Below are 13,945 nucleotides of genomic sequence, written 5' to 3'. Positions count from 1 at the left end.
AGCCTGCCTGCATGCTTTTCGTAAGCAGGCCGAACACTCGATTCTAGCGAGCCGGGGCGCACGGCTTATACCGATGCGAGATTTGCTTTGCGGCTTTCGTGCTAAGTGCGCGAGGCGTGCTAAGCCATGATGTGCGCGCCGCCGTCGATATACACGGTGTTGCCGCTCATGCGGCGGGCGTAGCGCGTGGCGAGATACGCGGTTGCGTAGCCCACGTCCATGATGTCGACGAGTTCGCCGAGCGGCGCGCGCTCCGCGGCTTCGGCGAGCATGCGGTCGAAGTCGGGCAGCCCCGAAGCCGCGCGCGTCTTGAGCGGCCCAGGCGAGATCGCGTGCACGCGGATGCCGATCGGCCCGAGTTCGTACGCGAGATAACGGCACGACGCCTCGAGCGCCGCTTTCACCGGGCCCATCAGGTTGTAGTTGGGCACGACGCGGTTCGCGCCGTCATAGCTCATCGCGAAGAGCGTGCCGCCGTGCGGCATGAGCGGCGCGGCGCGCTTGGCCATGCGGATGAACGAGTGGCACGACACGTCCATCGCATAGGCGAAGCCCTGCGCCGACGAATCGAGCAGGCCGCCCTGCAGATCCTCTTTCGGCGCATAGGCGATGGAGTGCAGCACGATGTCGAGCGCCCCCCACCTTGCGCGCACGGCGTCGAACACGGCGTCGAGCTGGCCGTCTTCCTCGACGTTCAACGGCAGCAGCAACTGCGCGCCCAGTTCGTTGGCGAGCGGCTCGACGTAGGGCCTCGCCTTGTCGTTGAGATAGGTGATGGCGAGCTGCGCACCGAGGTCGGCGAACGCGCGGGCGCAGCCGTACGCGATCGAATCGGCGTTCGCCACGCCGGTGACGAGCGCGCGCATGCCGGCAAGCGGCCGTTCGGGAGGAGTATGCATGGCTCACCTCGCAGTGGAAGACGGCCGGTGATGGCCGCAGATGCAAATGCCGATCCGGCTGCCGACGTGCCGACGTGTCGACCTCGAAGCGACGCGCCGCATCGGCGGGGATGCGGCGCGTCCGGGTGACACGGGAACGGGCTTCGTTACTCGCTCGCGCTACGCGTCGCGCGGCGGCGCGTGGCCGTCGTGCCCGCGGCCCGCGTGGCGGTGGGCGTCGATGCCGCGCGCGAGCGGCGCGCCGCCGTCTTGGCGGCGGCCGGCGCCTTCTTCGCCTCTGCCGGCTCCGCGGCCTTCGCCTTTACGCCGGCACGCGCCGCACGCATGGGTTTCGCGGGCGCGGCATGTTCGCTCGCAGCGGCAGACTTCGCGCGAGAGGACTTCGCGGGCGCCGCTGGGCCTTCGGGTTGCGCAGCCTCTGCGGCGAACGATGCCTTGACGCCGTGTTCGGCGCTGCCGTCGCCAGCCGTGCCGCCGTCAGCGCCCGAGGAGCCGCCCGAAACACCGCCGCCCGCCGACGGCGACCCGCCGCCGTCGGCGGGCGGCAGCCCCGTCTTCTCGCTGCCAGGCTCGACGCCCAGCGCGCGCTGCACGTGACGATAGCGCTCGCGCTGCTCGCCTTCGAGCGGCCCGGACACGGTCGCGATGCGGTACACGGCCGCGAGCAGTGCGCGCCGCGTCTTCATGTCCGGCACGATCTCGGGCAACGCGTCGATCGCGGCCTGCGGATCGAGCTGCACGATCGCGCCCTGGCGGCGCGCGGCTTCCTTGAGTTCGGCGATGCTCGGCTGGCGATCGCCGAGATACTCGCGCGCGAGTTCGCGCATGCGCTGGAACGGCCGGTACTGCACCGTATGCATTTCGTCGACGATATATGCGGCAATGCGCATGAACGCGTCGACGAGCGAGCCCTTCGCGAGATGCGCGCGCGCCGCGCGCAGGCGGTATTGCGCGAGTTCCTTGCGCAGCGCCATGAGCGGCGGCGCGATGGGCTCGAGCGGCTGGTTCGGCGTCACGCCCACCAACGCCTGCACCCACGGCGCGGTGTAGACGTTGTAGAAGGTGCTTTCGATCCAGGCGTCGCGCGCGTCGCGGTATGCGTCCCACGAAGCTTCGATGGTCGCCGACGCCTGCTTTTCGAGCAGCGTGAACGGATTGTCGGGCGCGGTGGGCTTGCGGTTGCCGCGCACCGCCTCCGCCATGGCGGGCAGCACGCCCAGAGCCGGATTCGCGTCGCTCAGCACGCTGCGCTCCACGCGCGACGGGTGCGACTCGCGCAGCGCATGCGCGCTGAACGCATTGCTCGACGCACGCACGAACGGCGAAACGAACAGGTCGTAGAGACGCTGGTTGTTCTCCGCGAAGCGGCGTACCACTTCGAAGGGCTGCTCGTCGTCGCGGCCGTCGTCGAGCGCGAGAATGTCGTCGATGGTGCGGCGCTCGAAGCGGATCTCGTAACGCCCTTCGAGCGCTTCGAGGCGCGCGGCTTCCGGCGTCGAGTCGGTGATCTTCGCTTCGTAGAGGCCCGGCGGCAGCACGTCGATCAGGTCGAGCGCCGAGAATAGTTCGGTATGCTCCTTATTGGCCACGCTCGCCGAAACGAAGATGCCGAGGTGCCCCACCCTGTCGTGCAGGCAGTACACGATCACCTGCTCGTTGGCGACGATCTCGTCGACGCTCGCGTAGAGGTCGGGAATCCAGTTGAGCGCCTGCTGCGGCGGCGTGATGTTGTCGCCCCAGGAGGCGAGCACGATGATCGGCGTGCGGATGTTGCGCAGATCCACCGGCGAGCGCGCGTTCTTCGCGAACACCTCGTTGCGCGTGAGGTGGTTGCCCACGAAGAGGTTCTGCACGATCCAGTCGATCTCGGCGCGGTTCAGCTGGAAATGGCCGCCCCACCAGCGCTCGAATTCGAGGAAGCGCTCGCGCTCGGAATCGACCTTCGAATAGAGGTTGTAGAGCTTGCCCCAGTACGTGTTGGCCGGATTGAGGTACTCGAAGTTCTGCACGAGATACGCGCCGTCGAAGCGGCCGTCGCCCAGGTCCGCCGCGAGCGAGGACATCCACGAGCCGCCCAGCATGCCGCCCGAATAGCGCATGGGATTCTTGCCGCGCACGCCGGCCCAGTACGACAGCGGCGAGCCCGCGAGCATGAGCGGGCCGACCAGCGCGGGCGCGGAAGCCGCGAGCAGCGCCGCGGCCCAGCCGCCCTGGCAGTTGCCGATGATGAACGGCAAGCCGTCCGCGTCGGGATGCAGCTCGCGCACACGTTGAATGAATACCGCTTCAGCCTGCGCGACCGACTGGATTGTCTGCGTTTCGCAGGGCAGCGGGAAGAACGTCACGAAATAGCACGGATGGCCCTTGCGCAGCGCGATGCCGACTTCGCTGTCCATCTTGAACCCGGCAATGCCGGGGCCGTGGCCCGCCCGTGGATCGATCACGACGAAGGGGCGCATGCGCGGATCGGTCGGCGCGCCCGCTTCGGGCCTGATGCGCAGGAGTGCGTAATTGCAGGGATCGTCGAGTTCGCGGCCGTCGACGATCACTTCGTAGTCGAACGCGAGCACCGGCGGCATGCCCGCCTGCTCGTGCACATAAGTCTGGTTGCCGCGCTCGCGCAGCACGTCGAGGAACAGCACGCTGCGCTGCCAGGCGTCGTGGAGGTAGTCGTAGAGCGGCTGCGCCACCGTTGGCGCGGATTGCGCCGATTCGATTACGCGGTTCACTGCCGAAGACACTGCCGAAGCCGCGTCGGTCAGCGGCGTCCGGGGCGATGACGCCTCGTCGGATGCACCCGCGAGCGGCCAGAAAGGCGCGAAGGGCCAGAAAGACGTGCCCGATGCGAACGTGGGCAGAAACGAAAACGGCGAGGAAACGAGCGGCGAGGAGGCGGGAACTGCCACGAGACGAATCTCCTTTAAGGGAACGCCGGCTCGCCTCGCGACCGCGACGTGAAAAGAGCCAGATCATGTTGCACTGCGGCATCTTAAAAACTAGGCGGCGGCCCTGCGAAAGTCAAGATGCGCGGCGGCCCCGGTGCCTCCCCGATGATCGCAACGCCTTGTGAATGAAGCATGACAGACACGACTGTCGGGCTTAAGCGCGAAGCGCAACGACGCCGCGCGGGCCCCGCGCGCATCCAGCCGACTGTCTCGTCGGCGCTGGTCTACACTGTTACCGCTTTGCGCGCCGCAGCATGTTCCTAGTGGAGACCGCCGTGACTTCATCGCCCGACAAGTATTCGGTTCTGCTCGCCCGCTGTGGCGGCCTTGCGCCCGTGCCCACCGCCGTCGCGCATCCCTGCGACGCGTCCTCGCTCACCGGGGCGCTCGACGCCGCGAACCTCGGCTTGATCGTGCCGATCCTCGTCGGCCCCGAAGCGAAGATCCGCGCGGTGGCCGAGGAAGCCGACCTGCGCCTCGACGGCATCACCCTCATCGACGCGCCGCACAGCCACGCCGCCGCCGAATTCGCCGTGCGCGCCGTGCGCGAGGGCCAGGCCGAACTGCTCATGAAGGGCAGCCTGCACAGCGACGAACTGCTCCACGAAGTCGCGCTCGGCGCCAATGGCCTGCGCACCGAGCGACGCCTCTCGCACGTGTTCGCGATGGACGTGCCCACGTACCACAAGCCGCTTTTCATCACCGATGCGGCCGTCAACATCTTCCCCAAGCTCGCCGACAAGGCCGACATCGTGCGCAACGCGATCGACCTCGTGCAGGCGCTCGGCGTTGGCACGCCCAAGGTCGCCATTCTCGGCGCCGTGGAAACCGTGTCCGAAAAGATGCCCTCCACCATCGACGCGGCCGCGCTCTGCAAGATGGCCGACCGCGGCCAGATCACGGGCGGCCTGCTCGACGGCCCGCTCGCCTTCGACAACGCGATCAGCGCCGAAGCCGCGCGCATCAAGGGCATCGCCTCGCCCGTAGCAGGCGACCCCGACATCCTGCTCGTGCCCGACCTCGAAGCGGGCAACATGCTCGCCAAGCAGCTCACCTTCCTCGCCGGCGCGGAAGCGGCCGGCATCGTCCTCGGCGCGCGCGTGCCGATCATCCTCACGAGCCGCGCCGACAGCGTGCGCTCTCGCATCGGCAGCTGCGCGATCGCCGTGCTGCTCGCGCATGCGCGGCGCGCACGCAAAGCCACGGAGATCCTGTGAGCAGCGTCCAGACCCGGCCGGCCGACCAGGGCCATGTCGTGCTCGTCGTGAATGCGGGTTCGTCGAGCATCAAGTGTTCGGTGTTTCGCGTGATCGAAGACGACCACGTGGAAGGCGGCGCACGCGCGCTGCATGGCGCGGGCGGGCAGATCGAGGGCATCGGCGTCGCGCCGCGCGTGGTCGCGCATATGGCCGACGGGCGCCTGATCGTCGACGAGAAGTTTCCGGTCGCGCAGGTCGCCGATCACGACGCCGCGTTTCGCCTCCTGCGCCTCGTGCTCGCCGTGGGCCTGCGCGACACGCCGCCCGCCGCGATCGGTCACCGCGTGGTGCACGGCGGCGCGCGCTACGCCGATGCCGTGCTCATCGACGACGAAGTGATCCAGGAGCTCGACGCGCTCACGCCGCTCGCGCCCCTGCATCAGCCGCACAATCTCGCCGCGATTCGGGCGGTGCGTCAGGCCGCGCCCGAGCTGCCGCAGGTGGCGTGCTTCGACACCGCGTTCCACGCGGGCAACGACATCATGGCGCAGCTCTTCGCGCTGCCGTACAGCTATTACGGCGAGGGCGTGCGGCGCTACGGCTTTCACGGTCTCTCGTACGAGTACATCGCGAGGCACCTGCATCAGGTCGCGCCCGACGTTGCGCGCGGGCGCGTCGTCGTCGCGCACCTGGGCAACGGCGCGAGCCTGTGCGCGATGAAGGACGGCAAGAGCGTCGAGACCACCATGGGCCTCACCGCGCTCGACGGCCTGCCCATGGGCACCCGCTGCGGCGCGCTCGACGCAGGCGCCGTGCTCTGGATGATGGCGAAGGGCATGGACTACCACGCCATCGAGAAGGTGCTGTACCAGGAGTCGGGCCTGAAGGGCCTCTCGGGCCTGAGCAGCGACATGCGCGAGCTGCTCGCGAGCGGCAGCGACCGCGCGAGGCTCGCGATCGACTTCTATACGTATCGCATCGCACAGGACGTGGGCAAGCTCGCCGTGGTGCTGGGCGGGCTCGACGCGCTCGTGTTCACGGCGGGCATCGGCGAGCATGCCGCGCCCATTCGCGCGCAGGTATGCGAGCGGCTCGCGCCGGTGTTCGGCACCGTGCTCGACGCGCAAGTCAACGAGGTCGGCAGCAGTCAGGGCAACGAGCGCGTGAGCGCGCACGAAAGCCGCATTCCCGTTTTCGCGATCCGCACCGACGAGGAAGGGATGATCGCGCTCCATACGGCGCGGTTGTTGCGGGAGGCGCTCAGGCACTGAGCGCGCATCGAACGGCCGCCGCAGCGCGGCGCTTCGGCTCGCCGCGCCTCAGGCGTACGCCGGACCGCCCTGGTCGAATGCCGCGTCGCGCAACCGCCCCGGCGCTGCGCCATGGACCAGCGTATCGACGAAGTACTTCGCGCGCGGCCACGGCCCAAAGCCTGCCGCCGTGTTGATGTGTCCCGCATCGCCAAGATTCACGAACGCGCTGCCTAGTTGCTGCGCGAGCGCGCGGGCGCCTTCGAGCGGCATCCACGGATCGGTTTCGCTGCCGATGAGGATGGACGGCACGGGCAGCTGCCGCGCGTCGAACGCTCCAGCAAAGCGGAACTTCTCGGGGCTCGCGGGTGCGACCAACAGCACACCGGCAATGTCGGCGCCGCTCTCCCCCAGCACGCCGGTGTGCAGCGCCTGCGCCGCCACGAGGCAGCCGAAGCTGTGCGCGGCCAGCAGGAACGGCCCGCGCTCGCCCACAAGCCGCCGCGCGAGCCCCGCGCCCCAGACTGCCAGGTCGGGCGAGTCCCAGTCGTCCTGCTCCGCACGCAGCGAGCGCGCGAACTGGCGTTCGAGCCAGCTCTGCCAGTGAGCGCCATCGCTGCCGTGCAGGCCCGGCACGGTGACGAGGCGGGGCGGCCAACGCATTTGCGCGCACGAAAGCATGATTTTTTCCTCGCTGGGACACGGCGTGAATCGATTGTGGCCCGCGAGCCGCGCGCGCCGAACCAATTTTTTTTGCTTAGCTTTTCGGCACCCCGGCGTGGTCCGGCGCGAGACACGTTGCGGGAAGGCGCGCCGCGATTTGCCCGGCGGGCGCGGGCCTGAAAAAGTAGAATGGTGCCGGTGCACGCGGCTCTGTCGGCCCTGTCGGCCCTGTCGGCCCTGGCGGGCCGCACGGCGCGCACAGGTTCGAGCCGCACAGCCGTTACCAGGGACAGGTTCACCCATCATGAAGATCATTTTCTGGTTCCCGCAGACCGACGCCTCCGCGTGGCTCCACGGCCTCGCGCGCGCCCTGCCCGATGCCGCGTTGCGCGAATGGCAGCCCGGCGACACCGACCCCGCCGACTACGCGGTCGTCTGGCACCCGCCGCGCGAACTCTTCGGCGTGCCGGGGCTTCGCGCCATCTTCAATCTGGGCGCGGGCGTCGACGCGATCCTCGCCCACGAACACGAGCGCCCTGGCACGCTGCCCGGCACCGCCATGCTCGTGCGGCTCGAAGATTCGGGCATGGGCCGGCAAATGAGCGAGTACGTTCAGCATGCGGTGCTGCGCTACCTGCGCCGCTTCGACGAGTACGCGCTCGCGCAGGCGCGCCGCGAATGGCATGTGCTCGCGCCGCATCCGCACGAGACCTTCACGGTGGGCGTGCTCGGCCTGGGCGTGCTGGGCGCGCAGGTCGCGCAGGCGGTCGCCGCGCTCGGCGTGCCGGTGCGCGGCTTTTCGCGCAGCATGAAGACGATCGAGGGCATCGAAACGTACTCGGGCGAGCTGCACGGCGAGCAGTTCGACGCCTTCCTCGACGGCGTGAAGCTGCTCGTGAACCTGCTGCCCGCCACGCCCGACACCGAAAGCGTGCTCAATGCGCGCACCTTCGGCAAGCTCTCGCGCGGCGCGTATCTCGTGAACGTAGCGCGCGGCACGCATCTGGACGAGCAGGACCTGCTCGACGCGCTGGCGAGCGGCACGCTTGCGGCGGCGACACTCGACGTGTTCCGCGAGGAGCCGCTGGCGCCCGATCACCCGTTCTGGCGCGAGCCGCGCATCACGATCACGCCGCACAGTTCGGCGCTCACGCTGCGCGACGAAGCGATCTCGCAGGTCGCCGACAAGATCGGCGCGCTGGCCCGCGGCGAGACCGTGAGCGGCGTGGTGCATGTCGGGCGCGGTTACTGAACGCGGGCACATCGCGAAGCCTTTTCAAAATTATCGTTGGAGACACGGCAATGGCATTACCCACCGCAGTGAAGATCGTCGAAGTCGGCCCGCGCGACGGCCTGCAGAACGAGAAGGAATTCGTTCCCACCGCAACCAAGATCGAACTCATCGACCGGCTCTCGGCCGCCGGCTTTCCGAACATCGAGGCCGCCTCGTTCGTCTCGCCCAAATGGGTTCCGCAGATGGCCGACGGCGCCGAAGTCATGGCCGGCATCGAGCGCCGCAGCGGCGCGATCTACTCGGTCCTCACGCCGAATATGCGCGGCTTCGAAGGCGCGCTCGCCGCGCGCGCAGACGAGATTGTGATCTTCGGCGCGGCGAGCGAGGCGTTCTCGCAGAAGAACATCAACTGCTCGATCGCGGAAAGCATCGAGCGCTTCGCGCCCGTGGCGCTTGCCGCGAAGGAGCACGGCGTGCGCATGCGCGGCAGCGTGTCATGCGCACTCGGCTGTCCGTATCAGGGCGAAGTGCCGGTCGCTTCGGTCGTCGACGTCGTGGAGCGCTTCGCCGCGCTCGGCTGCGACGAGATCGACATTGCCGACACCATCGGCGTGGGCACGGCGAAGCGCGTGCACGAAGTGTTCGAAGCCGTGACGAAGGTGTTTGCGCGCGAGCGCCTTTCGGGCCACTTCCACGACACCTACGGCCAGGCGCTCGCCAACATCTATGCGGCGCTCGAAGAAGGCATCGCCATTTTCCACGCCTCGGTGGCGGGCCTCGGCGGCTGTCCGTATGCGAAGGGCGCCACGGGCAACGTCGCGACCGAAGACGTGCTGTACCTCATGAACGGACTCGGCATCCATACCGGTATCGATCTGAACCAGGTCGTCGCGGCGGGCGACTTCATTTCGACCGCCATCGGCCGGGCCAACGTCTCGCGCGCGGGCAAGGCCCTGCTTGCGAAGGCCCGCAGCGAAGCGGCCTGCGCGTGACGCGCAACCCATCGAACCGCAGTACGAAGGAAATCGACTCATGACGGAAACCCTCGACAACCTCGACGCCCTGCCCGACTCCGCGCGCCGTGTCGCCCTGATGCTGCGCGAGCGCGGCCACGCCAGGCCGGTCGTGATGCTGCCCGAGACCGGCAAGACTTCCGCCGAAGCCGCTGCGGGCCTTGGCTGCGAAGTCGCGCAGATCGCCAAGTCGATCCTGTTCCGCCGACGCGAAGACGACGCACCCGTGCTCGTGATCGCGAGCGGGGCGAACCGCGTCGACGAAAGGAAAGTGGCCGCGCACGTGGGCGAGATCGGCCGCGCCGACGCGAAGTTCGTGCGCGAGAAAACCGGCTACGCCATTGGCGGCGTGTGCCCGATCGGCCACGCCACGACGCCCGTCACGCTGATCGACGCCGATCTGTTCCAGCTCGAAAGCCTGTGGGCCGCCGCCGGCCATCCGCACGCGGTGTTCAACCTCTCGCCACAGGAACTCGAGGCGCTGACCGGCGCGCCCGTGGTGGACGTCGCGCTGCGCGATTCGTGAGCATGGCCGCGATTCACGACACCGTCACGCCGCCGCCCTCGCCTTGCATCAACATCTGCCGCATGGATGAGCGCAGCGGCTTGTGCGAGGGCTGCCTGCGCAGCATCGACGAAATTGCCGGCTGGTCCACGCTCGACGACGACGCAAGACGCGCCGTCTGGGATGCGATCGAGACGCGGCATGCCGAGTGGGTTGCGCAGCGCTTCGAGCCGCAAGGAGAAAAACCATGAACGCGCCCGCCCGCGTCGTCACGGTCGGCGAGACGTTCCGCTCGACACTTCAGCTCACGCCTGAATCGGTGAAATCGTTCGGACTGCTCGTGAACGATCTGAACCCGCTGCACCACGACGAAGCCTACGCGGCGCAAAGCCGCTTTGGCGGACTGATTGCGTCGGGCACGCAACCGACCGCGCATTTCATGGCGCTGCTCGCCACGCACTACTCGCGGTACGCACAACCGCTCGGGCTCGAATTCGACATGAAACTCAAGCGCGCCGCGTACGCGAACGATACGATCACGTTCGAGTGGCGCGTCGATGAGGCGTGGTGGAAGCCGAGCCTGAACGGCGATCTCGTGAAACTCGTGGGCGAGGCCGTGAACCAGAAAGGCGAAACGCTCGTGGCAGGGCGCGCGACGATCCTCGTCATGCCCCGGCCCGAACACGCATCGGCGCGCGCCCCGGCATGAGCGCCGCGCCCGCACTCCCTGAATCGATCCGCGTGTTCGAGCGCGGCTGGCTTTCGTCGAACAACGTGCTGCTCGTCGACGAGGCGCGCGCCGCACTCGTCGATACCGGCTACGCGACGCACGCCGGGCAGACGCTCGCGCTCGTGCGCCATGCACTGGGCCCGCGCGCGCTCGACCTCGTCGTCAACACGCACCTGCACTCCGATCATTGCGGCGGCAACGCACGGCTGCAGGCGCAATGGCCCTGCGCGACGCTGATCCCCGCGGCGAGCGCGACGATCGTGCGCGACTGGGACGAGGCGCAGTTGAGCTTTCGCGCCACCGGGCAGACCTGCGAGCGATTCGCGTTCACAGGCACGCTTGCGCCGGGCGAACGGCTCGCGCTAGGGGGCTTCGAGTGGGAGGTGATCGGTGCGCCGGGGCACGATCCCGACTCGGTGATGCTCTACGCAGCCGGACCGCGCCTGCTCATCAGCGCCGATGCGCTTTGGGAGCACGGCTTCGGCGTGATTTTTCCCGAGCTCGAAGGCGCAAGCGGGTTCGCCGAGCAGCACGCGGTACTGGAAGCCATCGCGAAGCTCGACGTGCGCGTGGTGATTCCGGGCCACGGCAGGCCGTTCACAAACGTCGAGGCGGCGCTGGAGCGCGCGTTCTCGCGCCTCGCCTGGCTGCGCGCCGACCCGGCCCGCAATGCGAAGAACGCGCTCAAGGTGCTGATCGTCTTCAAGCTGCTGGAAGTGCGTGCGATGACCTTCGGCTCGCTGCTGGCGATGCTCGAAAACGCCGCCTCCCTGCGCGCCGCGGCGCAGCAGCTCGCCCCGCGCGGCGCGTGGCCGGCACTACTGCGCGAACTGGCTGGCGAACTGGCGACGAGCGGCGCGCTGGTCGTGCACGGCGAACGCCTCGAAGCCCCGGCGGCTGCGGTCTAGCCGGGCTGCAGGGAAAAGCGGGAAAGGTGCAAAAAAAACGCTCGTCCGTTTCCGGACGAGCGTTCGAATTAGCTCTGACGTGATCAAACTGTCGAGGGCATGATACTCGCGCCAAAATTCCCGAAGCATCAGTGATTTCCCTACAGATGACCTACGAACGCAGGCTTGGCGCACTGTCGCACGATTCATTCATCTGGAATCCGAATCGATCTCACTACCCGAGCTTGAGCCGCACAAGCTCGAACAGATGCGAGCACAGGTAGAGTCCGAGCCCGATCGCGCCGCCGATCACCGTGCCGTTCACGCGGATTTTCTGCAGATCCTTGCCGATCTTCAACTCGATGAGCCGCGCCGTCTCGCGCGTATCCCAGTTTTTCACGGTGTCGCGAATGTGATGCGTGAGGTACCGCGCAAAGTCGGGCGCCATGGCGCGCGCGGCGTCTTCGAGATGGCCGCTGAGCGAGGCGCGCAGGTCGGCGTCGGCGGCGAGCGTCTCGCCGAGCCACTGGCCCGTTGCGGCGACCTTCGCGTGCAGCGCCGAGTCTTCGCGCTCCAGATCGTCGCGCAGCCACGCGCGCAGGCTGTCCCACAGTGCGCGCGTGTAGTCGTTGAGCGCGCCGCCCTCGCGCAGGCTCGCCTTGAGCTCCTCGCCCTTGCGCAGGAACGCCGGATCGCTCTTGAGCTTCGCGATCAGCTTTTCCACGACCTCGTCGAACTTCTGGCGCAGATGGTGTTGGCGATCCTCGCTCACCTGCAGCAGCAGCCGGTTCACGGCGCTTTCCACCACGCGCGCGCCGCTCTCGCCGATCCACTCGCTGGGCAAAAACCTCTCGGTTGTCGGGTAATCGCTCTTGAGCCAGTCGACGATGGCCGACGCGACGAACGCGCGCGTACCGTCGTCGCGCAACAGCACGGCGAGCTGCTCGAGCATCTGGTCGAGCAGCTCCTGGTGGCGGCCGTCACGGGTGAGCGTGTCGAGAATCGCACCCGCCGACTTTGAGAAATCGACGCGCGCGAGCGCCGCGTGCAGGCTGTCGCGGATGAAGCTCTGGATGCGCGCGTCGTCGGTGAGGCCGAGCACGCCCGACATCATGCGCACCGCGTAGTCGCCCAGGCGCCGCGCATTCTGCGGCGCGGTGAGCCAGCCGGAAAGCCGCGCCACCGGATCGTGGCGCCGGATCAGCCCGACCAGCGAACCCACATCGAGAAACTTGTCGCGCACGAAGGCGGCAAGCTCGTCGGCGATGCGCTCCTTGTTGCGCGGAATCACGCCCGTATGCGCCGAAACGAACGGAATCGGGACGCGCCGGAACAGCGCGACCACCGCGAACCAGTCGGCGAGCCCGCCGACCATGGCGGCTTCGCTCACGGACTTGACGCCGTCCGTCATGACGCCTGGCGGGAAAAAGAGTGCCGTGCCGGCGAAGACGAGCGCCGCCACCAGCAGGAACGCCAGCGCCTGGCGCTTGGCGCGCGTGAGTTCGGCTTCGTCCCGTGGGACGTGCGGATGCGTCATGAGGGGCAGGGAGTCGCGGATTCGAATCGCGACATTATGCTGCCCACGCGCCAACTGCCGCATGCCGCAGCGCAGCGCCGGCGCTGCCGCGTTCGCTACGCCTCAGGCCGAACGCGCGCTGCGCCGCTGCGGCACGATCCGCCAGCCGAGGTTCACGCCTGCCGCCGCGACCAGGATGAGCGCGGCACCCACGACCTGGATCCACGCGAGACGCTGGCCGAACGCGAACCAGTCCACGAGGATCGCGACCACGGGATAGATGAACGAGAGCGCGCCCGTCATCGCCGTGGGCAGCTTCTGGATCGCACCGTAGAGCAGTACGTACATGATGCCCGTATGCACGATGCCGAGCGTGACGAGCTGCGCCCAGCGCAGCGGCGTGGCCGGCAGCGTGCCGTAGTGGATGAACGGTGCGAGCGCGAGCGCGCCGAACGCGAGCTGCACGAGCGCGATGAGGTGAGGCGGCGTGCCCTTCAGATGCCGCGTGATGATCGACGAGATCGCGTACAGAAACGCCGCGCCCGCCGCGTAGGCCACGCCCTGCAGATACTCTCCGGGCACCGCGAGCACGGCCGGCTGCACCTCGACCACGCACACGAGGCCGAGGAAGGCCACCGCCAGCCACGCAACCGTCGAAGCGCTCACGCGCTCGCGCAAAATGACCACGCCCAGGCCCACCAGCATGAACGGCTGCGTGTTGTAGACGGCCGTGGCCATGGAGATCGAAGCACGCGAATAGGCGGCGAACAGCAACACCCAGTTCGCGACGATGGCCGCGCCCCCCAGCACGGCGAGCGCGAACGTGCGCGGCGGCAGATACTTGCGGCGCAGCAGGCCAAGTGCGGCGCAAACGAGCATGAGCGTGGCGCCGCCCAGCACGCACCGCAAAAAGGCGATGTTGATCGGGGCCTGCCGCGAGGCGACCACGAGCCAGCCGATGGTGCCGGACATCAGCATCGCGACGACCATCTCGGCGGCGCCGCGGCGAATTTCAGGAGTGGTGGAAGACATGAGCTTGCATCCTCGTTCTAACGGACGAATGGCACGCGGCCCTTCGCATCTGCCAACCAGTTTATCGGCTGC

At 68.2% G+C, this 13,945-nt stretch carries 13 protein-coding genes; 8 read left to right on the top strand and 5 right to left on the bottom strand.

All coding sequences use genetic code 11. The features are described from left to right. Window positions 1-119: 119 nt before the first annotated feature. Both fabI and C7411_RS03810 read right to left on the bottom strand, forming a co-directional pair. On the bottom strand, window positions 120-899 hold the full coding sequence (gene fabI, locus C7411_RS03815; RefSeq protein ID WP_110383063.1) for an enoyl-ACP reductase FabI: 780 nt from the start codon (window positions 897-899) through the stop codon (window positions 120-122). A 146-nt stretch (window positions 900-1,045) separates the two neighbouring features. Then, window positions 1,046-3,805 carry a DUF3141 domain-containing protein gene (locus C7411_RS03810; protein WP_309147569.1) on the bottom strand — a complete coding sequence of 920 codons (2,760 nt, stop codon included), beginning with the start codon at window positions 3,803-3,805 and terminating at the stop codon, window positions 1,046-1,048. 314 nt (window positions 3,806-4,119) lie between these two features. Between C7411_RS03810 and C7411_RS03805 the strand changes: the two genes are divergently transcribed. Together C7411_RS03805 and C7411_RS03800 are read left to right on the top strand one after the other, a co-directional pair. After that, a complete protein-coding gene (locus C7411_RS03805; RefSeq protein WP_243413031.1) occupies window positions 4,120-5,061 on the top strand; it encodes a bifunctional enoyl-CoA hydratase/phosphate acetyltransferase in 942 nt (313 codons plus the stop codon). After that, window positions 5,058-6,314: an acetate/propionate family kinase gene (locus C7411_RS03800; protein ID WP_110383065.1), complete on the top strand. Its 1,257-nt coding sequence runs from the start codon at window positions 5,058-5,060 to the stop codon at window positions 6,312-6,314. The genes C7411_RS03805 and C7411_RS03800 overlap by 4 nt, the downstream gene beginning before the upstream one ends. Window positions 6,315-6,362: 48 nt before the next feature. Here C7411_RS03800 and C7411_RS03795 read toward each other — a convergent pair whose 3' ends face one another. Next, on the bottom strand, window positions 6,363-6,974 hold the full coding sequence (locus C7411_RS03795; RefSeq protein ID WP_110383066.1) for an RBBP9/YdeN family alpha/beta hydrolase: 612 nt from the start codon (window positions 6,972-6,974) through the stop codon (window positions 6,363-6,365). Window positions 6,975-7,260: 286 nt separating this feature from the next. Here C7411_RS03795 and C7411_RS03790 point away from each other — a divergent pair, with 286 nt between their 5' ends. The 6 genes from C7411_RS03790 to C7411_RS03765 are packed head-to-tail and all read left to right on the top strand — an operon-like array spanning window position 7,261 to window position 11,346. Beyond that, window positions 7,261-8,208: a 2-hydroxyacid dehydrogenase gene (locus C7411_RS03790; protein ID WP_110383067.1), complete on the top strand. Its 948-nt coding sequence runs from the start codon at window positions 7,261-7,263 to the stop codon at window positions 8,206-8,208. A 50-nt stretch (window positions 8,209-8,258) separates the two neighbouring features. Beyond that, entirely contained in the window at window positions 8,259-9,182 is a 924-nt protein-coding gene (locus C7411_RS03785; RefSeq protein ID WP_110383068.1) for a hydroxymethylglutaryl-CoA lyase, read from the top strand. 40 nt (window positions 9,183-9,222) lie between these two features. Continuing rightward, a complete protein-coding gene (locus tag C7411_RS03780; protein ID WP_110383069.1) occupies window positions 9,223-9,729 on the top strand; it encodes a YbaK/EbsC family protein in 507 nt (168 codons plus the stop codon). A 2-nt stretch (window positions 9,730-9,731) separates the two neighbouring features. Beyond that, window positions 9,732-9,959, top strand: a complete 228-nt coding sequence (locus C7411_RS03775; protein ID WP_110383070.1) for a DUF1289 domain-containing protein — start codon at window positions 9,732-9,734, stop codon at window positions 9,957-9,959. Beyond that, a complete protein-coding gene (locus C7411_RS03770; RefSeq protein WP_110383071.1) occupies window positions 9,956-10,417 on the top strand; it encodes a MaoC family dehydratase in 462 nt (153 codons plus the stop codon). Before C7411_RS03775 ends, C7411_RS03770 begins: the two co-directional genes overlap by 4 nt. Next, window positions 10,414-11,346, top strand: coding sequence for an MBL fold metallo-hydrolase (locus C7411_RS03765; protein ID WP_110383072.1), 933 nt, complete (start codon window positions 10,414-10,416; stop codon window positions 11,344-11,346). Before C7411_RS03770 ends, C7411_RS03765 begins: the two co-directional genes overlap by 4 nt. A gap of 214 nt (window positions 11,347-11,560) precedes the next feature. Here the strand turns inward: C7411_RS03765 and C7411_RS03760 are convergent, their stop codons facing one another. Then, a complete protein-coding gene (locus C7411_RS03760) occupies window positions 11,561-12,862 on the bottom strand; it encodes a DUF445 domain-containing protein (protein WP_110383073.1) in 1,302 nt (433 codons plus the stop codon). A 102-nt stretch (window positions 12,863-12,964) separates the two neighbouring features. Continuing rightward, on the bottom strand, window positions 12,965-13,873 hold the full coding sequence (locus C7411_RS03755; RefSeq protein ID WP_110383074.1) for a DMT family transporter: 909 nt from the start codon (window positions 13,871-13,873) through the stop codon (window positions 12,965-12,967). Window positions 13,874-13,945: the final 72 nt, after the last annotated feature.

Origin of the sequence: Paraburkholderia silvatlantica (genome assembly GCF_003096715.1) — a bacterium.
GTDB lineage: Bacteria > Pseudomonadota > Gammaproteobacteria > Burkholderiales > Burkholderiaceae > Paraburkholderia > Paraburkholderia silvatlantica.
This window is presented reverse-complemented; position numbering and strand designations above follow the sequence as displayed.

Coding starts and splice junctions, on each gene's coding strand:
- fabI (WP_110383063.1), bottom strand. CDS start 899: ATGCATACTCCTCCCGAACGGCCGCTTGCCGGCATGCGCGCGCTCGTC.
- C7411_RS03795 (WP_110383066.1), bottom strand. CDS start 6,974: ATGCTTTCGTGCGCGCAAATGCGTTGGCCGCCCCGCCTCGTCACCGTG.
- C7411_RS03790 (WP_110383067.1), top strand. CDS start 7,261: ATGAAGATCATTTTCTGGTTCCCGCAGACCGACGCCTCCGCGTGGCTC.
- C7411_RS03785 (WP_110383068.1), top strand. CDS start 8,259: ATGGCATTACCCACCGCAGTGAAGATCGTCGAAGTCGGCCCGCGCGAC.
- C7411_RS03780 (WP_110383069.1), top strand. CDS start 9,223: ATGACGGAAACCCTCGACAACCTCGACGCCCTGCCCGACTCCGCGCGC.
- C7411_RS03775 (WP_110383070.1), top strand. CDS start 9,732: ATGGCCGCGATTCACGACACCGTCACGCCGCCGCCCTCGCCTTGCATC.
- C7411_RS03770 (WP_110383071.1), top strand. CDS start 9,956: ATGAACGCGCCCGCCCGCGTCGTCACGGTCGGCGAGACGTTCCGCTCG.
- C7411_RS03765 (WP_110383072.1), top strand. CDS start 10,414: ATGAGCGCCGCGCCCGCACTCCCTGAATCGATCCGCGTGTTCGAGCGC.
- C7411_RS03760 (WP_110383073.1), bottom strand. CDS start 12,862: ATGACGCATCCGCACGTCCCACGGGACGAAGCCGAACTCACGCGCGCC.
- C7411_RS03755 (WP_110383074.1), bottom strand. CDS start 13,873: ATGTCTTCCACCACTCCTGAAATTCGCCGCGGCGCCGCCGAGATGGTC.